The organism is Streptococcus sp. HMSC057G03, from assembly GCF_001808745.1.
Classification (GTDB): domain Bacteria; phylum Bacillota; class Bacilli; order Lactobacillales; family Streptococcaceae; genus Streptococcus; species Streptococcus parasanguinis_Z.
The window spans coordinates 68,810-87,255 of the sequence record NZ_KV794416.1; the positions used below are offsets into that span (position 1 = coordinate 68,810).

The window sequence follows — 18,446 nt, forward strand, 5'->3', positions numbered from 1 at the left end:
AAACAGAAAGGAGTTTTAAACATGAGTTTAAAACGTGAGATGTTAGTTGATGCAGGTATTGAGGACAAGGACACTATTGAGCGCATTATGGCAGCGTACGGGTCAGCAATCAAAGAAGCCAAGTCAGAAGTACAAGCAGAAAACGACAGCTTAAAAACACAACTTGAACAACGGGACCAAGCTATCAAAGACTTACAAGCTAAAGAGGGAGCTAGTGAAGAAGCCAAGAAACAACTGGAAGACTTACAAGCTCAATTTGAAAGCTATAAGACCGAGAATGAAGCTAACCTTGCGCAAGTTAAGAAAACCAACGCGGTTGCCTTGGCTTTGAAAGACGTGGGAGCGCATAACTCCGAAGACCTTATGAAGTTTATTGATCTTGACAAGATCGAACTTGCTGAAGATGGCAAGCCAAAACTAGAAGAAACTATCAACGGTCTAAAGGAATCAAGCCCTTACCTTTTTGTCCAAAAGGAAGAACCACAGGAACCACAGCCAAAGTTCGCCGTTGGTGGCAATCCGTCCGCTGGTAGCGATAGCGACCTCAGCCCGGAAGAACAAGCTCTATTTGCTGGCTTTGACAGTATTTAAAAAATAAAAGAAAGTAGGATAAGCCTATATGACTATTAACTATGCAGCAAAATTTGATGCTAAAGTAGATGAGCGCTTTACCAAAGAAGCCCTCTCAACTGGTATCGTCAACTCTGACTACGACTTTACCGGTGTAGATACCGTTAAGGTATACTCAATTCCAACAACAGCGATGAACGACTACGCGCTTACTGGTAACACCCGTTACGGTACAGCGGCAGAATTGGAAAACAATGTGCAAACATTGGCACTTACAAAAGACCGTTCATTCACTTTCACAATCGATAAACGCTCAGTGCAAGATACAAACGGCGCAATGGAAGCAGGTAAAGCTCTTGCTCGTCAACTTTCAGAAGTTGTTATCCCAGAAGTCGATAAGTACCGCTTTGGTAAAGTCGTAGCTGGTGCTGATACAGACCACGTTAAAACTGGCGCAGTAACTAAAAATAACGCGTATGAAGCAGTGCTTGACGGTCAAGTTAAATTGACTGATGCACTTGTACCGGAAGAAGGACGCAAACTACACGTATCTCCTGAGTTTTACAAACTCATTAAACTTGATCCATCATTCGTGAAGAATTCTGACCTCGGTCAAGAAGTAGCGTTTAAGGGTCAAGTGGGAGTTATCGACGGCTTGCCTGTTATCTTGACACCTACTTCTCGCTTGCCAGAAAACGTAGCGTTTGTTATTGCGCACCCTATCGCAACCACTTCTCCTGTCAAACTGGAAGACTACAAGATCCACGATAACCCACCAGGTATCAACGGCTACCTTGTAGAAGGTCGTATCCGTTATGATGCCTTTGTCCTTGACAGCAAGAAGAAAGCTATTTACGTACACAAAACTGCGTAAGAGGTGACGAATGGCAGAAGAAACAAAAACAACTAAAACAGAAGCGGTGACTGAACAGGCTGTGACGGTTTTGGTAAAGGACGATGTAACCTTTACCATCACTGATCCCAATCTAGTATCTGCTTTTCTGACTAGCGGGTACGAAATCAAGGAGTAACGAATGGCAAAATATAAAGCTACTTGTAACTTTTTGATTGAGTCAACAGACCAAAACTTTGACGAGGGCACGGTCTACGAGTTAACGGCTGCAGAAGCAGAAGAAATCAACCATAAAACAAGCCTCGCCTTTGGTGAGAAATGGTTGGAACTTGTTTCTGATAGCGAAACCGTGGCCCAAAAGGTGGCCTCTGAATAGGAGGTATCATGGCATACTTAACGCATGAAGAATATCGTGAGTTAGGTTTTGAGAGTACATGCGAATTTGATGAGTTACTAAAACGAGCAGAGCTTGCTATTGATCTATTTATCCGTCACTATTATGACTTCCATGATTTTGACACTGACCATAAGACACGCAAAAAGGCAGTTAAACTAGCCACGGCTTACCAGATCCAGTACCTGGACAGCACGGGCATTTTAACGGCCGAGGATAAGCAGACAATCGCAAGTACTACGCTAGGTCGTACATCGGTATCATACAGCTCAAATAACGGCTCTAGGGCGTCTGAAACAGCATCGGGATATAATCTATCCCTTGACGCGTTTAATGCTCTTAAATCGGCTGGTTTTCTGTATAGCGGGGTGGATTATGGTCGTTATTGATAAACGGACGCTAGTCGATTCGGTGACGATCTCAAAACCAACTGGAAAGAAAGACGGGTGGGGGAAAGAAGAATTCTCCTACCCGATTTTATTGAGTCTGGTTCGCTTTGACCGTAACTTTGACGGTCCAGGGTCAGTCAATAACCCGTCCGGACAGAAGAACCCGTCATTTCGTGCGCCTGGTGTCATCTTTGTGTACCCTCAGTATTGTGATGTAGAGATTGATTCCTCATATCGTAACTCGATTGTAAAAGATGGCGACGATGAATACATCGTAAACAAGATCGTTCCTGTTTATGAACCTTTCAGTCGCAAAGTCTTTTGCTATGAAATCGAGGTGATGTGATGGGTATCAATGTCACGATAGATTTGAGCGGAGCTACCAAGAAAGTATCGCAAGCGTCAGAGCGAAAGGCACAGTTAGAGATCGCAAACCAAGCCTTACTAGATATGGAGCCGTATGTGCCGTTATTGCATGGACCGCTACGATCTAGCGGTCATGTAGCTGGCAATGGCTCGCAGATTATCTACAATACACCATATGCACGCGCCCAATTCTACGGTGGTGCTTATAACAAGTATCGCAGTTTTAGCTTTGGGAAGTATACCACCCCTGGAACCGGGAAGCGCTGGGACTTAAAGGCCTCAGCTAACCACGGGAACAAGTGGGCAGAAGTTGGATTAAAAGCAATGGGGTTTACTAAATGAAAAATAACAATGATTTTAATGTTGTTTTGCGTGATTTTATAAATACCCTCGGTCTACCGCTTGCTTGTGAACTAGACTTTCTAAGCGAGTTAGACTCTTTGGTCCTTTATCCGTTGCCAGGCGGTAAGGTTGAGCGTGTATACATGGACGGTTCAAGGGACGTTACTCTAATTTTCGAAATCGCAGTAAAGGTAAAAGATCAAACAACAGCTAGTGAGTGCCTTTGGGAAATTAACAAAGCACTATCTGAATTTGATCTGGTCTTACCGAGTCAAAACAACTCATATATTTTTAATAACTTAACTACTACCCAGCCGTCCTTGAATGAACGGGACGAGCAGGGCTTTTATATTTATCTGCAGGATATCACTGCAAACCTAACAATTTTGAATAACAAAGGAGTGTAATATATGGCACGTCAAAAGAACGCCCTACGCGGGCATTTTATCGCACCAGTCACTGATCCAAAGACTGAACCAGCAAAAGAAGCCTACAAAGAGCTTGCAAAATGGATCGAAGATGTGGACGACGATACAGATGAAGCAACTACATCAGTTGCCTATTATGATGGCGACGGTACAGAAGAAACAACCGTAACAAGTGTTAAAGGTTCTTATACTTTCAAGGGAACTTACGACAATGAAGATGAAGCAATGGCCCTTGTTGCTGGTTTGAAATACAAACTTGGAAATGACCGCTTGGTTTGGCATAAAGTCGTAGACTCAGACGGTAAGAACCAACACGTCGGAATTGCTACCGTGTCAGCAATCAAGGCCGGCTCTGGGGTTGCTGCAAACTACGAGGAATTCTCTTGTAAGATCTCTTACAACTCACTTCCTAAAACTACTGCAGTCGTAGGCTAATAGTAAAAGTAAAAGCGTTCCATTTTGGGACGCTCTTTTTTGTGCATAAAGGAGGAAAAATCATGTCTATTTCAATCAAACTAAAACGCAATTACATCCCTATCAATATCGGAGAAATTGAACTCCAGTTTGATACATCACTAGAGAATATCTCACGCCTCGCAACGCTCCAGGAAGATATTGCAGAACGCTTTAACAAGTATCAGTTAGAACTTATTGAACGATCCAATAACGGAGACTTTGACGATCTTAAAGAAGGAATTGTTAATAAAAGAGTTATTGACGAAGCCTTTGAAATGCAGAAGAAAATGACGGAGATTAAGTATGATGTCTTATTCGGTAACGGGACCTTTGCTAAGCTCTATGAACGTTATCCAGACCTTGACGCTTTGGATCATGCATTTGATGAGGTAGATACCTTGCTGGGTGCTGAGCTTGACCGTCTAGGCCAAGAACGGGCCAAGGCATCGGGTGCGGTTGCTGAGTCGTTTGTTAAAAAAGCAAAAGCCAAAAAGACAAAAAAGACCAGTAAAAAATAGCGAGGAGGACCGCTCATGAAATTAAATGAGCCTATACAGAACTCCTTTGAATTGAACGGGCGCACCTATGAGGTGGACTGCTCCTTTGATTTGGTGCTTGATGTCTTTGAGATGTTTGACAACGAAGTCATGAATAATCTCGAAAAGATGCGTACAGCGGTTTTAATGATGACGGACGAAGCCTTGGACAACCCAGAGGATATAGTAGCTGTGTGGGAATATATCGACGAGCATTTTTTGAGGACAAAAAAAGAGCGCGTGATTTATGACCGCCACGGAAACCCTATGCCAGTAGCCAAGGACGAAGAAGATGATATTCGTTTGATTGATTTTGAAGTAGACGCGCAAGAGATATACGCTAGCTTTGTGCAAGCTTACAACATCAATCTCTTTGAAGCACAAGGCCGGCTCACATGGCCCGAATTTATCGCGTTACTAAACGGTTTACCAGATGGAACGGCTGTATCTCAATTAGTAGAGATACGGTCCTGGAAGCCCTCGAAGAACGATAGTAGCGAGTATAAGGCCAAAATGAGACGGCTACAAACCAAATATAGATTAGATGGAAAGGAGGGAGATGAATAATGGCAGATGGAAAAATTGTAATTGACGTCCAGGTAAACGGACGCAAACTTACAGAACTATCAGACGCCTTGAAGCGTTTGGAATCAGAAGCCCGTAGATCTGGCCAAGGTGTCAAAAACGCAGGCGATGGTATCCTGGCGACTGGTGACAAGGCTCTAAGAGCTGGACAAGGTTTTAAACGCGCTGGTGACCGTATGGCCGAGGGTGCGAAGCTATCCGAAACCTCAAGTAACGGCTTTCGTCGCGCTGGTGAGAAAATCAAAGAAAGCTCTGATTTAGCTGGACGCTCTGGTTCTGGTTTTAAACAAGCCGGGGAGAAAGTAAAAGAAAGCTCTGATCTTGCCCAACGGTCTGGCGATGGTTTTAAGCAAGCGGCAGAAAAAGTAAAGGCCTCTGGCAACGAAGCCAAGACAGGCGGAGAGGGCTTTAAGTCAGCAAGTTTTAAAATCAAAGAAGCCGGTGCGCTCTCTAAGTCTGGCGGTGATGCTTTTAAACAGGCGGCCGAGAAAGTAAGGGAAGCTGGCACAATCAGTAAAACCGGTGGAAATGGCTTTAAAGTAAGCGCCGATCTAGTCCATAGAGCCGGACAAGTCGCATCTCAAAGTGGGGGCGGTTTTGTCAAGCTAAAAGACATCATCAAAACAACAGGCGACCAGGCTGAAAGGAGCGCGTCAAAATTTGACAAGATCAAAGACGCAATCAAGAACTTCTCAGTCGGTGCGGTAGCTTTTAAAGCTGTCAGCTCTGCGATGAACCTTGTAAGCCAGTCAATGGATAAGGCTATTGACCGCTTCGATACCTTGCAACGGTTCCCGAAAGTGATGAAATCACTCGGGCACTCTTCGAAAGATGTAGCAGCATCTACTAAGCTACTTTCTGAGGGTATCGAGGGACTACCTACAACACTTGATACAGTTGTAAGTACAACCCAGAAGTTAACCTCAATGACTGGTAACCTCAAACAGTCTACGAAGTTGACAATCGCATTAAATAATGCGTTTCTCGCGTCTGGGGCATCTACAGAAGATGCTAGCCGTGGATTGCAACAGTACACCCAGATGTTATCTGCTGGTAAGGTTGACATGCAAAGTTGGAAGACCTTGCAAGAAACCATGCCTTATGCTTTGCAGAAGACTGCTGAAAGTTTTGGATTTGCTGGTGCATCAGCTCAAAAAGACTTCTATTCGGCCTTACAAGACGGAAAGATCACGTTCACTGATTTCAGTAAGCGACTGATTGAACTTAACAAGGGTACAAACGGCTTTGCCGAGATGGCGAAGAAAAACTCAGAAGGTATCAAGACTTCATTTGGCAACATCGTGAACGCGGTAGCAAAAGGTATCGCGAATGTCATTGCCGAGTTTGACAAGATGAGCAAGGCAGTTACTGGTAAGAGCATTGCCCAGAACCTTGATAGCATTAAAGGTGCGGTAAATAGTACTTTTAATGTTATCATCAGCGTTATCCGTGGTGCCACTCCAATTGTTAAGGGACTAGTGAGTGTACTAGGTTTCCTCAAACCTGTTTTAGACCCGCTTATCTCAATCTTCGCTGGTGTCGCAGGAGCAGTCTTGCTCTTTAAAGGAGCGATGCTGGGGCTGTCCATTATCAAGGGTATCGGTAGCCTGATTGGTACGCTTATCACTTCCCTGGTATCTCTGACCAGTACCTCACTTGTAGCCACGGGTGCTACTACTGGACTCGCTGGGGCTTTGGCAGCTCTATCATCTGGTGGAGTCTTTATCGTTGTCGGTGCTATCGCTGGTCTGGTGTCATGGTTGACGCAAGAAAGCGAAGAAACCAAAAAGGCGAAAGAGAAAGCAAAAGAATTCCAGCAATCCCTCGATGACTTACACGAAAGTATCAACAAAGGCAATGAAGTCTATAAGGACCGCAGAAATGAGATCCAAGCTACAGCCGAGGATAACGAGCGACTTGTCAAGAAGATCGACGAACTGAACTCGGTTGAAAACAAGACTGCCGCTCAGAAGAAAGAGCTTGCGTCAGCAGCAGAAACCCTCAACTCACGTATTGAGGGCTTGAATATCCAGTACGACAAGGCCACGGGCACAATCAATATGACCACGGACGCGATCCGGAAGCAGATTGAGATTGCCAAGGCATCGGCTGAGATTGAAGCTGCAAACGAGCGAATGGTCGAGAACGCCAAGAAGCGCCTTGAAATCAAGGACAAGATGAAGGAGCTTGAAAAGGAATATCAAGGCCTACTCGACAAAACTGAGAAGATAGAAGATTTCGGCTTCGCTGGCGGGCAACTGCGCGATAACATCAAGACAGAAGCCAAGAAGAAATACAACGAAGAAGTCAAGAAGCTCCAAGACGACATCAAGAAAACCGAGGACTCTGACAACGAATTAACGAATACAATCGTTAAGAACAACGAAGCCAAGGCTAAGTCTACGGAAGATGCTTCTGGTCGTATAATCTATAACTTGACGACCATGAACGAGGCGCAGAAGAAAGCTGTAGAGATGATGCAACAAGAGTTCGCAAATCTCAAAGGTGAAGTTCAGAACGCGTTCCAGGCTATCGAGCAACAGACGGCCCTATCTGCAGATCAAATGACCGCTAACTTGCAGAAAAACATCGACGCGGTTGATAAGTGGTCGCAGAACCTCGAAACGCTCGCTAAACGTGGGCTTGACCAAGGTCTTATTGAGCAAATGCGACAGGCTGGCCCTAAAATGGCAGACCAAACGCAGGCCCTTGTCAATGCATCAGATGAACAGCTAGGCGCTCTTAATACTAAATGGACGGAAGCCGGCGACAAAGCCAAGGAAGGCTTCTTGCGTGGTATTCGTGCAACTGGTCAAGAGCTACCTCCAGAAATCCAAAGTATGGTAACAGCTATCGGTGATGAGTTTAGAATGGCCCTCGCTGATGCAGGTTTTGAAGTAAAAGGTCGCGAAATCCCTCAAAAGACCGCAGAGGGTATTAGATCTGGAAAAGGCGACGTCCAACAGGCAGCCTCAGAAGTCACAGAGGCATCTAAACAAGCCTTCAACAACTTGCCAACTGAAGCCAAGTACAGCGGATCACAAGTGAGCGGTGGATATGCTCAAGGTATCACAGAAAACCAGGGATCGGTCCAGGGAGCAGTTGACGGCCTTAAAAACGCATCTCTAGGTGTTTTGGCTAATTTGTTCGGTGAGGGTCAAGCAAAAGGTGCTGAACTTGGCGCTGGTGTCGGAGATGGTGTATTAAGCCGGTCCGATGTCGTGCAAGGTGCAGCTAACACCCTCAAATCAAACGCTACTGCTACGATGGCTGGCATGGCTACAGATGGACAGGCTAAAGGTTCAGAGTTTGGCTCTGGTATTGCGATTGGTATCGGTGTAGGTCAGCAGGTCGCTGTAGGTGCAGCGTCCATGATGAACCTTGCTATTTCGGCTCAATTCCTCGCGATGTCCATGAATGGGCAACAGTACGGTTCGCAATTCGGAACTGGTATCGGTGGTGGTATCAATTCCTCGCAAGGTATTGCTACTGGTGCGTCTAATGCGATGAAGATGATGATTAATGCATCTGTAAGATCGCTAGGACACGATGGTAGAAATGCCGGATCACAATTTGGGACTGGTGTTACTAGCGGTGTAGCGAGTCACAACGGAGCAGTATTTAACGCATCTAGCAACCTCAAAGCATCAGCACATAACGGTATGTCCGGTGGTTATAACGGCGGATACAATGCCGGCATGTCTATTGGTGAGGGTATGATGGGCGGTATCTATGCTATGGCTGGATCGGTTGCAGCAGCAGCATCAAGCATTGCATTCGGAGCTGTGGCAGCAGCTCGGTCTGCTTTAGCTATTAACTCGCCATCTAAGGTATTTAGAGATCAAGTCGGTCGCGCTATCCCTGAGGGTATGGCAGTCGGTATCGAGAAGTACGGCTACTACGTAGACGACTCAATGACTGACCTTGCGAACAAGACAGTAGAATCCGGTAAGAAATACACGGACGGCTTTGGCTTTAACTTACCAGGTCGTGGTGATCTTGTAAGTGGTCTGACTGATACACTAGCTACGCGCTTTGGCTATGCAGGCGGTGGAAGCTCAAACTCAAATGTTACAAATAACTATACACTTAACGCAAACGGCACGGCTAATGACAATTTCTTTAGCCCCGAAAATATGCGCAGGCTCTTGCGTGAGCTTGCATACTATACGAATTTGGAAGGAGGTAGAATGGCTTAATGGGAAGTTTTACTTTTAATGGTGTTAGTAGCACTACTCACGGTCTACGGGTTACCAGCGACTATATTATTAGTTCGACTGGTAGCGACGTGGAAACAGTAGCGATCCCTGGTCGTGATGGCGATCTATTGATCTCAAAGAACCGTCTTAAATCGGTTACTATCGAACTGCCTTGTACCGTCCTTTCAAACCGCAAACTCACAGATGCAGAAAGTGATATCAGTAACTGGCTCAACGTTGACGGCTACAGAGATCTGACTCTATCCTGGGACCCAGATTTTATCTACCGATCAGCATTTATTGAGACATTTGAAGTGTCTAGCCTTATGCGACAGTTTGGAAAAGTCAAGCTGAACTTTTTGACATATCCAGTCAAATTTTACAAACAAGGGCGCACTACTCAAACACTGACAAATGGAGTTGCGATCAATGGACTCGGAAATGTCAACGCAAAACCGATCATCACGCTAGTGGGGTCTGGTGATTGTACGCTGACTATTAACGGACGCAAGACCAAGTTAAAGGCTGTACAGAATAAGATCATTCTGGATATGCAAGCTAACCAAGTTTACTCTGGCAACTTGCAAGCCTGGGATAAAGTCGTTCGAAGTCCACAATTTCAAATGCCTTACTTGGACGCTGGCCGTAACTTGATTAGTTGGGACGGGAATTTCACGGTGTCGATGACACCAAACTGGGGGGTTAAGTTATGAGGCCTATTCTTTATAATGCAAACGAAACAGCGTTTGAAACCTACGGTTTGGGAGAAATTGACGCAACTAAGGCGCAAGTCACACGGGAACGAAACGGGAACTACACTCTTTATATCGAGTACCCGGCTAGTGGCCCGCTTGCCGGTACGTTTAAAAACGATATGCGGATCAAGTCTGATGCTGGTTTACGGACCAAAAATCAGACTTTCTTCATTTCCCGTATCCTTAAGGACAGTACAGGCATTTTAAAAGTCTATGCCAAACATATCAGCCACTTGACCGAAAAGATGGCTATTAGGAATAATACCAATGTATCGGGAACTGCTCAGGCAGCTTTGGCTATCTGGGCTTTAAATGCCCTTGGTGGTATTCGGTTTGATACATGGTCCGATATTGATCTAACCTCAAAGACTAGCTGGAATATCGCAGATTTTAAAACGGCGCGTGATGCTCTTGGTGGTGTCGCTGGTTCAATTCTCGATGTTTGGGGCGGTGAATATGAGTTTGATAATACGGTTATTAGACTGCATAAACAACTAGGACGTAAAAGCCCTATTGTCCTGGAATATGGTCGCAATATCCTGCGAGCAGAAGACGACCAAGACATCGATGGTGCTTATACCAGCGTCTATCCTTATGCGACATACACCCCGGAAAGCCAGGGAACTGGTGAGGGTGGAGCGACTAGTCAACAAGTAACAGTTGAACTACCCGAGAAGTATGTAGACGGTCCTTATATTGGGTTGTATAACGAGCGACGGGTTTTGATCGTTGACTTTTCGTCAAACTTCAAAGACAAGGAAGTGCCAACGATTGACAAGTTGCGCAGACTTGCCAAAGAATACGCAATTAATAACCGTCTAGGGCTTCCAAAGATCAATACTAAAATCGAGTATGTAGACTTATCAAAGACACTTGATTATAAACTTACCCAGATTTTAGAAGAAGCTGAACTTTGCGACATCGTCCCTGTCTATTATCCTCAGATCGGGCTTACTAGTGAAGATGCCAAACTGACAACCATTGTCTATGATGTACTGTTAGAACAGAATGACAGCGTAGAGGTTGGTGTTATCGGTGATGGCTTTAAATCATCAATGACCAGCAACCTATCCGGTAAGATTGACGATTTAGCAAGCAATCAACAACGGCTGGTAAATACCTTGCCAGATTATCTCTTAAATGCTCAAGGTAACAAGGTTTGGTACAACCGTCCGGATAACAGCGAGCATAAAGTCGGTGATATCTGGTTTGAAAAGAACGGTCTATATGACCGCATGTATGTCTGGAACGGCTCTCAGTGGGAGAAACGGATCGACACAGAGGATATTGACAAGGTCAAGAAAGAGGTTGATAAACAGATCTCGGACGCTCAAGCCTCAACAACCCAAGCAATCGCGCAAGCCGACGCAAAGGCAGAAGAAGCCCTAAAGAAAGCCGGAACGCTACCAGACACTAGCAAGCTATCTGACCAGATCAAGCAACAGATTTTATCAAGCCCAGACTTGCAGAACAAAGTCACGGAAGGTGTAAATAGCGTTGATGGTGACACGATTTATAGTAAGATTGTGTCCAAAGTATCTCGAAATTTCGTAACAAAAGGCGATTTTGACGCTTTGGATCGGGTCCAAAATGACATGGGTCGAGATTTAATTGGTCTATCTAAGCAGATTGCAACTCAAACGCTCGAATATAACAAGCTCACGGAATCAAACAAGATGTATGAGCGTATTCTCGGTAAGAGCGAAACAGGCGCACCAGACAAGCTCTCGCGGTTGGTTATGTCGAGCGAGATATTTCAAACCGAAGTCGGGAAGTACAGTACAACGGGTGGCCCGAATATGCTCAGAAACTCCCGCGCTGATGATGGGTTGAAATATTGGGCCGGTGCGCCAAATAAGTTCAAATTTCAAGAACACCAATTCTACTTAAACGGCCAAAAACGAATGTTTTTGTTGTATAGCGGGGCAGTCGTGAACAGTCCACGGTTTATCTTTAAACGCAATACGGACTATATCCTTAATTTGCTAGCTTTTGACGCTAACACGGCACAGGTACGGATAACTTTGCGTAAACGTAAGAAAGATTCAACCAATCCAGATTATGACGAAGTTCAGACTATCTTCAATAAGACTGGAAACCCTGCTTTCAACTCAGATAGAGCAGTAAAACGTTCTTTTAAGTTTAATACTGGCGATTTTGATAATGGTTATTTACTGTTTCAATATTACGGCAATCCTAACGGCTGGTCTGGTATGTTTATGACCGAACTTGACTTTTACGAAGGCACAAACGATCGGAAGTGGCAACCGGCGCCCGAGGACAGCGAAGAGCCAATCGAGGCTGTAAGAACGCAAATGACGTTGTTAAGTAATAGTTGGTCAGTGCGCAATCTAAACAGCGCGGGTGACGTGCTGGGGCAATTAAATTTGAACCCGGACGGGTCGGTCCGAATTAACGAAGGCTTGCTGTCGGTTGGTGAAAAAACCATCATCAAAGACGGAGTCATTAAAAAATCGATGATTGGTGAAGCGCAGATCGGCACGGCGCACATTGACGAAATTGACGCAGAAACAGCAAGACTTATCAATGTATCGGTAAAGAACATTGTATCGGACGGTCTGACAGCGAACATCATCAAAGGTGGTAAGCTATCCTCATTGAATGGTGTTACTGACTTCGACTTACAAACCGGTTGGATTGATATGAATAACGCGAACGTCGGTATTAGAAATCAATTTAAAAACAAACCGTTACAATATCTTGTTTTTGGTCAAGGAGCGATCAATGGCAAGGAAGCAGCGTATACAGCCTTAATGTCGAACTCTTGGAAGCGAGTCGCAATGGACGATGGTTCGGCTGGTATTCAAATTTGGAACGCGAATGATAACACGACAGCCGTCAATATCTATGGTGACTTGGTCGAATTTATGTATAATGCCAATGATAAAAAGTCCGTAGCAATCGATACAGTAACTAATAAGCTCTATAATATCGAAGATATTGTTATTAGAGGTTACAGTCTATCACATATATTAGACGATATCTTTGATAACTTTAACAACCTAAATCACGATGGAAATTATGTAAGAGGATATCATGGCCAATGGAGGGGGTAAGAACAGAATGAACACAGTAGATAAAATCGTAAGCGAGATTGCGCAGAAGCTCACAACCTCAATCGTAGATACCACTTATTACAAGGTATTATACGATGAGTCTCAAGAAAAACTGGCAGAAGCACAAGCACAGTTTGAACAGGCACAAATTAAACTAAATAAAGTTAATCAAGTTTTAGAAGCGGACGAGGCCTTGAAAGACTTGTTTGACGAAGCAGCACAGAAACTAGAAAAGGAATAAATCTTTATGGAATTTAAAATCATTAACAAATACTTGCAAGAAGAAGGACGCACTTTCGTTTCAATTCGTTCAGCGAACCCTTACACAGCTTTCGAGCGTGTTTTGATTGGTGACCGTACCAGCGAATCAGATGAAGTGCTGATCCAAGCCGTACTCGGTCAAGTTGCGACTGAATTAAACCCGGCGGAAGGGGTTAAGAAGTTGCAAGAGGACTTGCACGTCCAAGCTCAAGAATATGAGGCTAAACTTGCGAAGAAAGACGAAGAGATCCAAAAAGTAAAAGACGTGGCAGAATGGAGCGTTCTCGCTCGCGTAACTGACGTTGATCGTCCGCTTGATCCGACAGTCTTTAAACGTGGCCTCGAATTGGTCGATCTTGGTAAAGCTGGGGCAACATATCCAGCACAAGCGATCTTTGCGATTGAGGATCCGAACCATATCGAAAAATTCAGCGAAGGTAAGCGCGTGATGGTCCAAGTAAATCAGCCGTTTACTTACCAAGGCGAAACCTTGGAACAATTGGAGGAATTGGACAAAAACGGGAAGATCGGTATCTGGAAATGGACCGAACCGAAACAAGAAGAGCCAAAACCGGCGGGAGAGCTTGAAACCCAACCCGTCCAGTAAGCTAGTAGCTTGACAGGAGGGAGGGTGATTAATGGATCAAAAACCAGACGGAATTTTTGGGATTATTGAAATAGTCCGTGATTTCTACGATCACGGGATTGATGAACACATGATCGTGTTTGCCTTGATGGTTGTTGTTGCTTTGGATATCGTTTTAGGGGTATCCAGAGCGTGGGCTTATCATGAGTTTTCAAGCCGAAAATGGCGGAAAGGGCTAGTCAGCCATACAGCTATGATTTTAATTGTTGCAGTTGGCTATCCGTTCGCGTTATACATGAATCTTGGACCCGTGATTGATACCTTTATCGTTGCGATGATGGCAGCATACGGCTCAAGTATTTTGGCCAGTCTTTCGGCGCTGGGTGTAGAAATTCCCGGCCTCGATCACTTTATTAAGCAAAATATCGATCATGAAAAATTCCAACTCAAGGACGGCTTGAAAGAGCCTAAAAAATTGATAAAGAAGAAAGAGGACAAATAGCATGAATCAACTCACAAGCATTATCACATCATCAGCAATGAGTATTTTAGTTGTATTAACGGGGATCGTGGTACAAGCGATCAAGAAATACTTACTTATGCGTGGTGGCAAGAAAGCGATCGAGATCGTTGAGATCTTGGCTAAAAACGCAGTCAACGCTACAGAGCAGGTCGCGAATAAATTGGATATCCACGGCAAAGATAAACTCGAACACGCTAAAACGAGCTTGATCGAGGGCCTTGAGTCTCAAAATATCCACTTGACGAACGAAGAATTAAATACCTTTATCGAGGCAGCAGTTAAACGCGCTAACGAAGAATGGAAGAAATAAGGAGATAGACAATGAGTGTACAACAATCTATCGTTAACGGTTTTATTAGTCGTCGTGGGCTGATTACCTATTCAATGCTTGGATCTCGCAACGGATCAGACGGAACGGGTGACTGTTCGGGTATCATGTCGCAAGTTTTAAAAGAAGCTGGTATCCCAATCCAAGGCTTGCCGTCCACGGTGACCCTTGGGCAACAGCTCGCAAACAATGGCTTTTATCGTATCAGCCGTAACCAACCATGGGACGCACAACCAGCAGATATTATTCTAATGAGCTGGGGTGCGGATATGTCAACGTCTGGTGGTGCTGGTGGACACGTCGGAGCAATGATCGACGATACATACTTCATCTCTTGCGACTATTCGACACAAGGGGCGCCGGGGCAAGCGATCAATACTTACCCTTGGAACGACTATTACGGCTGGAATAAACCAGCTTATATTGAGGTTTGGCGATACGCTGACACGGCACCACAAACCAACAATCAAGCAAGCACAGCCGTACAGCCAACAGACAAAGCTTTTTACCAAGCGAATGAGGTCAAGTATATCAACGGTATGTGGCAAATCAAATGTGACTATCTCGCGCCCGTTGGGTTCGACTGGGTTAACTAATTTTCGGCTCAGTATAAACTAAGTGAACGCAAACAAAGCGGTGTCATGCAAAAAAACATGGCTAACGGTGGACGCCCAGAACGGGCAATACCGTGCCGAGTCTGGTATAATAGTATCAGAAAGGTGTAACGACTATCCCTTTAGGGAGTACGCTCGCTATTTGTACGCGAGTGGAAGCACTTAGACTTTAGAAAGATGGTGTCATAAGATGAGTAAAACCAAACAAGGCATTTGTGCCAACTGTCATACAGCATTTGAACTTTCAAGAAAACAGTTTACTAAAGTAAAACAAGGAAAATCTGTTTTCTGCTCAGATGTATGTTCACTTGAAAAACACGGAAAAACAAAGATCACTATAACAGATATTCCTTGCTGTAGATGTGGCAAGAAATTCACTCCTACATATCATCAATACAAACGATACAAGTATAATGATTATGTTTCTAATTCGTTCTGTTCGAATGAATGCAGATGGAAAAAAGAATATCCTTACAAGTATCATGACGATTATGTTAGTGTTTTTGTGGACGAAAAAGAAATTTTACTTGATGTTGATGTTTTTGAAAAATATAGTAAAACCCTATATGTTCAAAAAGATAAAAGAAATAATTACTATTCTGTTTATGTGTACGAAGAAGGTAAAAAGAGACTTTCAAGACTGATTATGTCTGTTACAGACAAAAACAAAAGCGTTGACCACATAAATGGCAATACCTTAGATAATAGAAGAAGTAATTTAAGAGTTGTAAGTCATCAAGAAAACATGATGAACAAAACAACTTATAAAAATAACACTTCTAAAATCAAAGGTGTCCACTTAAACAAAAAAGGTTTGTGGGTTGCTAGAATCCAAGTCGGCAAACAAAGGATTTTTCTAGGTTCATCTAAAGATAAATCGGTAGCCGAAAAATTAAGGATTGAAGCAGAAAAGAAATATTTTGGTAAGTATGACAGAAAATATCTAAAGTAAGATATAGTCTAATCCCACTAGGAATAGTGGGTAGTAATGAGAAAACGGTATTCCGGTATCAATGGTAAACTGGGTTGATAAGGACGGAAACAACTTGCCAGATGGCGCAGATCAAGACTTTAAGTCTGGAATGTACTTTAGCTTCGAACTAGACGAAGCCAACATCTCGGATACCGGCAAGGGTGGTTATTACGGCGGTTATTACTGGCGTTTGTTTGAGTTCGGACAATTCGGCCCTATCTGGTTATCTTGCTGGGACAAGGACGATCTAGTTAACTATTATGAGTAAAGAGGGGTGATTGAATGAATCGCTCAAACTGTACAAACTTAAAGCAGTTTGAGGGCGGTCGAGTTGTCAAACAAGGCGATTCGGCTTCCCTTTTTGGTTTTGCATTATATGACGAAAACTGGGTCCCGATTGATCTCGACGGGCAGGAAGCAACAATCCACTTTGTCAGCAAGAAAGGCAAAGCGACGTTTAGCGCGACTGTTCAAGGCTCAAAAGTGACGTTTAAGATTCCCAAAGTCCTTCCCGTCGAGAGCTATCTCGTCGAGGTGGTGGCTGGTGGATATGTATTCCCGAGTGACCAGAGTGTCCGGGTCGACGTGGTCCAGTCAGCGGACGAATACACAAGCGAGCAAGTCCTTGCGCTTGTCAAAAACGACGTCAAGGAAGAGATCGGGAAGTTTATCGAAGCGCACAAAGAGAGCGGAATCGTGGAAGAATTTCCAGATCTAACAACTCTCTATAATCTAGCTAAAATTTAATAAGAGGAATAAAAAATGAGTTTAAATACTGAAAAAATGACGAAATTCGCGCAAGCAGTCGGAACGGATATCAAAGAGATTAAAACCACGCTTGCTAATAAAGCTGATAAGTCCGAGCTTGGTCAAGGCGGGATCACACAGCAGCAGTTAGAAACGGCTATTGCTGGGGTAAAAACGGCAATCCTTGGCGAAGGCGTCCCCGAAGAACTCGACACGCTCAAAGAAATCGCAGAAAAAATCCAAGCTGGCGGAAGCTCAGACAGTGCGATCGTCCAAAAATTGACTGAGCTTGGTCAGAAATTTACTGATCTCGAAAATACTGACTTTGTACAAATTTATAACAGCGCAAAACAAACCCTCTAAGGAGGTGAAGTATGGATAAACTGAAAAAAACGATTCAACAGATCGGCCGTGATATTGAAAATCTACAGGGAAATAGTTTGAAGGCTGATACTGCATACAGTTTGTTTCCAACGTATGCGACGTTACAATCTCAAATGACGACCAACATCAAGGATAAGCACGTAGAACTTGGGCTTGACGCTTTGATTGACGATAAGCTAAAAAACGGTGGTGATCCATTCGTCACACGCTCAAAATTGCCAACGATTGACACAAGCCAACTCGCAAGTAAGAACGATCTTGAGGAATTGAAGCGTTCGGTAGGATCTGGCAATAGTGGCAGTACCGAACTAAAAGGACAAGGATTCCCATACGCTCTCAACGCAGAAATCGGTACAATATACACAGATACCACAGCTAAGAATGGAGCGGTTAAATGGATCAAAAAGACCGCTGGAACTGGCTCTAACGCTTGGTCTGTCTTGTTTGGTGATGTCAAATTTAAACCAAGAAACATCAACTCAAATCAAACTAATGCATACGTGGAATTCAGACGTGTAAATTCCACGGTAGAGGTCGGCTTCGGTGGTCTATCGTGGGGTTGGTTTGGGATCGTAAGACGAGGTGCGCCCAGCTACGTTCCTCAAGGGTCTGACCGTGAGCGTAACGTGGTGATTTTAAATGTCGGTGGTATACCCGTCGGTTTTCGTGCCACTAGCTCAAAACTTGGTATTATGACCAATGACAAGGGTAAGCGTTTGGGAACATTCTATTTAGGTGGGCCGGGTGACGGTAACCAGCTACGCTTACAATTCGATGATCCCGTCCCAACAGATCGAGACATCGGAGATTTACGATTTACTAATATGTCGTATACCACGGATGATCCTTGGCCAGAAACTTTATAAGATGACAACAGCGGTAGCGTAATGCTACCGTTTTTTTTATTTTCCAAGTAAATTCCAAATAGGTTAAAAATATTGTAAAATCAACGTTTTTTTATTTTCTTTGAAATGCGAAAGGATAGCAGTACTTTTTAAAATGTGCTATAATATATACGATAATCGAATACTATCACTTACTTGAACCACTAGCCCCAACTAGTGGTTTTGTCTGTTATAA

24 protein-coding genes are annotated in these 18,446 nt (G+C 44.0%); all 24 read left to right on the forward strand.

Going from position 1 to position 18,446, the window contains the following annotated elements; genetic code table 11:
• The first annotated feature begins 21 nt into the window (after window positions 1–21).
• The 24 genes from HMPREF2686_RS00850 to HMPREF2686_RS00960 all read left to right on the forward strand — a co-directional run bounded on the left by HMPREF2686_RS00850 (window position 22) and on the right by HMPREF2686_RS00960 (window position 18,232).
• Window positions 22–591 carry a phage scaffolding protein gene (locus HMPREF2686_RS00850; RefSeq protein WP_070448879.1) on the forward strand — a complete coding sequence of 190 codons (570 nt, stop codon included), beginning with the start codon at window positions 22–24 and terminating at the stop codon, window positions 589–591.
• 28 nt (window positions 592–619) lie between these two features.
• The gene (locus HMPREF2686_RS00855) at window positions 620–1,444 is read left to right on the forward strand and encodes a major capsid protein (protein ID WP_070448880.1); all 825 of its coding nucleotides are present in this window, start codon (window positions 620–622) and stop codon (window positions 1,442–1,444) included.
• 10 nt (window positions 1,445–1,454) lie between these two features.
• On the forward strand, window positions 1,455–1,601 hold the full coding sequence (locus HMPREF2686_RS10500; RefSeq protein WP_160312877.1) for a hypothetical protein: 147 nt from the start codon (window positions 1,455–1,457) through the stop codon (window positions 1,599–1,601).
• Between the two features lie 3 nt (window positions 1,602–1,604).
• Window positions 1,605–1,799, forward strand: coding sequence for a hypothetical protein (locus tag HMPREF2686_RS00860; RefSeq protein ID WP_070448881.1), 195 nt, complete (start codon window positions 1,605–1,607; stop codon window positions 1,797–1,799).
• An 8-nt stretch (window positions 1,800–1,807) separates the two neighbouring features.
• Entirely contained in the window at window positions 1,808–2,206 is a 399-nt protein-coding gene (locus HMPREF2686_RS00865) for a head-tail connector protein (RefSeq protein WP_070448882.1), read from the forward strand.
• A complete protein-coding gene (locus HMPREF2686_RS00870; protein WP_070448883.1) occupies window positions 2,193–2,552 on the forward strand; it encodes a putative minor capsid protein in 360 nt (119 codons plus the stop codon). The genes HMPREF2686_RS00865 and HMPREF2686_RS00870 overlap by 14 nt, the downstream gene beginning before the upstream one ends.
• Window positions 2,552–2,914, forward strand: coding sequence for a minor capsid protein (locus tag HMPREF2686_RS00875; RefSeq protein WP_070448884.1), 363 nt, complete (start codon window positions 2,552–2,554; stop codon window positions 2,912–2,914). Before HMPREF2686_RS00870 ends, HMPREF2686_RS00875 begins: the two co-directional genes overlap by 1 nt.
• Window positions 2,911–3,321, forward strand: coding sequence for a minor capsid protein (locus tag HMPREF2686_RS00880; RefSeq protein WP_070448885.1), 411 nt, complete (start codon window positions 2,911–2,913; stop codon window positions 3,319–3,321). Before HMPREF2686_RS00875 ends, HMPREF2686_RS00880 begins: the two co-directional genes overlap by 4 nt.
• A 3-nt stretch (window positions 3,322–3,324) precedes the next feature.
• The gene (locus HMPREF2686_RS00885; RefSeq protein ID WP_070448886.1) at window positions 3,325–3,777 is read left to right on the forward strand and encodes a phage tail tube protein; all 453 of its coding nucleotides are present in this window, start codon (window positions 3,325–3,327) and stop codon (window positions 3,775–3,777) included.
• Window positions 3,778–3,839: 62 nt separating this feature from the next.
• Window positions 3,840–4,316 carry a hypothetical protein gene (locus HMPREF2686_RS00890; RefSeq protein WP_070448887.1) on the forward strand — a complete coding sequence of 159 codons (477 nt, stop codon included), beginning with the start codon at window positions 3,840–3,842 and terminating at the stop codon, window positions 4,314–4,316.
• 15 nt (window positions 4,317–4,331) lie between these two features.
• Window positions 4,332–4,901, forward strand: coding sequence for a Gp15 family bacteriophage protein (locus HMPREF2686_RS00895; RefSeq protein ID WP_070448888.1), 570 nt, complete (start codon window positions 4,332–4,334; stop codon window positions 4,899–4,901).
• Window positions 4,901–9,118, forward strand: a complete 4,218-nt coding sequence (locus HMPREF2686_RS00900; protein WP_070448889.1) for a tape measure protein — start codon at window positions 4,901–4,903, stop codon at window positions 9,116–9,118. The genes HMPREF2686_RS00895 and HMPREF2686_RS00900 overlap by 1 nt, the downstream gene beginning before the upstream one ends.
• Window positions 9,118–9,831 carry a distal tail protein Dit gene (locus tag HMPREF2686_RS00905; protein WP_070448890.1) on the forward strand — a complete coding sequence of 238 codons (714 nt, stop codon included), beginning with the start codon at window positions 9,118–9,120 and terminating at the stop codon, window positions 9,829–9,831. The genes HMPREF2686_RS00900 and HMPREF2686_RS00905 overlap by 1 nt, the downstream gene beginning before the upstream one ends.
• Window positions 9,828–12,950, forward strand: a complete 3,123-nt coding sequence (locus HMPREF2686_RS00910; protein ID WP_070448891.1) for a phage tail spike protein — start codon at window positions 9,828–9,830, stop codon at window positions 12,948–12,950. The genes HMPREF2686_RS00905 and HMPREF2686_RS00910 overlap by 4 nt, the downstream gene beginning before the upstream one ends.
• A gap of 7 nt (window positions 12,951–12,957) precedes the next feature.
• The gene (locus HMPREF2686_RS00915) at window positions 12,958–13,191 is read left to right on the forward strand and encodes an ATP synthase subunit B family protein (RefSeq protein ID WP_186822851.1); all 234 of its coding nucleotides are present in this window, start codon (window positions 12,958–12,960) and stop codon (window positions 13,189–13,191) included.
• Between the two features lie 6 nt (window positions 13,192–13,197).
• A complete protein-coding gene (locus tag HMPREF2686_RS00920) occupies window positions 13,198–13,818 on the forward strand; it encodes a hypothetical protein (protein WP_070448893.1) in 621 nt (206 codons plus the stop codon).
• A gap of 31 nt (window positions 13,819–13,849) precedes the next feature.
• The gene (locus tag HMPREF2686_RS00925) at window positions 13,850–14,299 is read left to right on the forward strand and encodes a phage holin family protein (RefSeq protein ID WP_070448894.1); all 450 of its coding nucleotides are present in this window, start codon (window positions 13,850–13,852) and stop codon (window positions 14,297–14,299) included.
• A 1-nt stretch (window position 14,300) separates the two neighbouring features.
• Window positions 14,301–14,630, forward strand: a complete 330-nt coding sequence (locus HMPREF2686_RS00930; protein ID WP_070448895.1) for a phage holin — start codon at window positions 14,301–14,303, stop codon at window positions 14,628–14,630.
• A gap of 11 nt (window positions 14,631–14,641) precedes the next feature.
• The gene (locus HMPREF2686_RS00935; RefSeq protein ID WP_070448896.1) at window positions 14,642–15,244 is read left to right on the forward strand and encodes a peptidoglycan amidohydrolase family protein; all 603 of its coding nucleotides are present in this window, start codon (window positions 14,642–14,644) and stop codon (window positions 15,242–15,244) included.
• 208 nt (window positions 15,245–15,452) lie between these two features.
• Window positions 15,453–16,214 (forward strand): HNH endonuclease signature motif containing protein, encoded by a 762-nt coding sequence (locus tag HMPREF2686_RS00940; RefSeq protein WP_070448897.1) that lies wholly within the window; start codon window positions 15,453–15,455, stop codon window positions 16,212–16,214.
• Window positions 16,215–16,263: 49 nt separating this feature from the next.
• The gene (locus tag HMPREF2686_RS00945; RefSeq protein ID WP_261673664.1) at window positions 16,264–16,503 is read left to right on the forward strand and encodes a lytic exoenzyme target recognition domain-containing protein; all 240 of its coding nucleotides are present in this window, start codon (window positions 16,264–16,266) and stop codon (window positions 16,501–16,503) included.
• A 14-nt stretch (window positions 16,504–16,517) separates the two neighbouring features.
• Window positions 16,518–16,982 carry a hypothetical protein gene (locus HMPREF2686_RS00950; RefSeq protein ID WP_070448899.1) on the forward strand — a complete coding sequence of 155 codons (465 nt, stop codon included), beginning with the start codon at window positions 16,518–16,520 and terminating at the stop codon, window positions 16,980–16,982.
• Between the two features lie 15 nt (window positions 16,983–16,997).
• Entirely contained in the window at window positions 16,998–17,345 is a 348-nt protein-coding gene (locus tag HMPREF2686_RS00955; protein WP_070448900.1) for a hypothetical protein, read from the forward strand.
• An 11-nt stretch (window positions 17,346–17,356) separates the two neighbouring features.
• Window positions 17,357–18,232: a hypothetical protein gene (locus tag HMPREF2686_RS00960; protein ID WP_070448901.1), complete on the forward strand. Its 876-nt coding sequence runs from the start codon at window positions 17,357–17,359 to the stop codon at window positions 18,230–18,232.
• The last annotated feature ends 214 nt before the right edge of the window (window positions 18,233–18,446 follow it).

Bases quoted from the DNA above. Each gene is read 5' to 3' on its own strand.
- HMPREF2686_RS00955 (WP_070448900.1), top strand. From the start codon at position 16,998: ATGAGTTTAAATACTGAAAAAATGACGAAATTCGCGCAAGCAGTCGGA.
- HMPREF2686_RS00910 (WP_070448891.1), top strand. From the start codon at position 9,828: ATGAGGCCTATTCTTTATAATGCAAACGAAACAGCGTTTGAAACCTAC.
- HMPREF2686_RS00900 (WP_070448889.1), top strand. From the start codon at position 4,901: ATGGCAGATGGAAAAATTGTAATTGACGTCCAGGTAAACGGACGCAAA.
- HMPREF2686_RS00895 (WP_070448888.1), top strand. From the start codon at position 4,332: ATGAAATTAAATGAGCCTATACAGAACTCCTTTGAATTGAACGGGCGC.
- HMPREF2686_RS00855 (WP_070448880.1), top strand. From the start codon at position 620: ATGACTATTAACTATGCAGCAAAATTTGATGCTAAAGTAGATGAGCGC.
- HMPREF2686_RS00940 (WP_070448897.1), top strand. From the start codon at position 15,453: ATGAGTAAAACCAAACAAGGCATTTGTGCCAACTGTCATACAGCATTT.
- HMPREF2686_RS00890 (WP_070448887.1), top strand. From the start codon at position 3,840: ATGTCTATTTCAATCAAACTAAAACGCAATTACATCCCTATCAATATC.
- HMPREF2686_RS10500 (WP_160312877.1), top strand. From the start codon at position 1,455: ATGGCAGAAGAAACAAAAACAACTAAAACAGAAGCGGTGACTGAACAG.
- HMPREF2686_RS00925 (WP_070448894.1), top strand. From the start codon at position 13,850: ATGGATCAAAAACCAGACGGAATTTTTGGGATTATTGAAATAGTCCGT.
- HMPREF2686_RS00930 (WP_070448895.1), top strand. From the start codon at position 14,301: ATGAATCAACTCACAAGCATTATCACATCATCAGCAATGAGTATTTTA.
- HMPREF2686_RS00850 (WP_070448879.1), top strand. From the start codon at position 22: ATGAGTTTAAAACGTGAGATGTTAGTTGATGCAGGTATTGAGGACAAG.
- HMPREF2686_RS00870 (WP_070448883.1), top strand. From the start codon at position 2,193: ATGGTCGTTATTGATAAACGGACGCTAGTCGATTCGGTGACGATCTCA.
- HMPREF2686_RS00935 (WP_070448896.1), top strand. From the start codon at position 14,642: ATGAGTGTACAACAATCTATCGTTAACGGTTTTATTAGTCGTCGTGGG.
- HMPREF2686_RS00915 (WP_186822851.1), top strand. From the start codon at position 12,958: ATGAACACAGTAGATAAAATCGTAAGCGAGATTGCGCAGAAGCTCACA.
- HMPREF2686_RS00960 (WP_070448901.1), top strand. From the start codon at position 17,357: ATGGATAAACTGAAAAAAACGATTCAACAGATCGGCCGTGATATTGAA.
- HMPREF2686_RS00905 (WP_070448890.1), top strand. From the start codon at position 9,118: ATGGGAAGTTTTACTTTTAATGGTGTTAGTAGCACTACTCACGGTCTA.
- HMPREF2686_RS00865 (WP_070448882.1), top strand. From the start codon at position 1,808: ATGGCATACTTAACGCATGAAGAATATCGTGAGTTAGGTTTTGAGAGT.
- HMPREF2686_RS00950 (WP_070448899.1), top strand. From the start codon at position 16,518: ATGAATCGCTCAAACTGTACAAACTTAAAGCAGTTTGAGGGCGGTCGA.
- HMPREF2686_RS00860 (WP_070448881.1), top strand. From the start codon at position 1,605: ATGGCAAAATATAAAGCTACTTGTAACTTTTTGATTGAGTCAACAGAC.
- HMPREF2686_RS00885 (WP_070448886.1), top strand. From the start codon at position 3,325: ATGGCACGTCAAAAGAACGCCCTACGCGGGCATTTTATCGCACCAGTC.
- HMPREF2686_RS00920 (WP_070448893.1), top strand. From the start codon at position 13,198: ATGGAATTTAAAATCATTAACAAATACTTGCAAGAAGAAGGACGCACT.
- HMPREF2686_RS00880 (WP_070448885.1), top strand. From the start codon at position 2,911: ATGAAAAATAACAATGATTTTAATGTTGTTTTGCGTGATTTTATAAAT.
- HMPREF2686_RS00875 (WP_070448884.1), top strand. From the start codon at position 2,552: ATGGGTATCAATGTCACGATAGATTTGAGCGGAGCTACCAAGAAAGTA.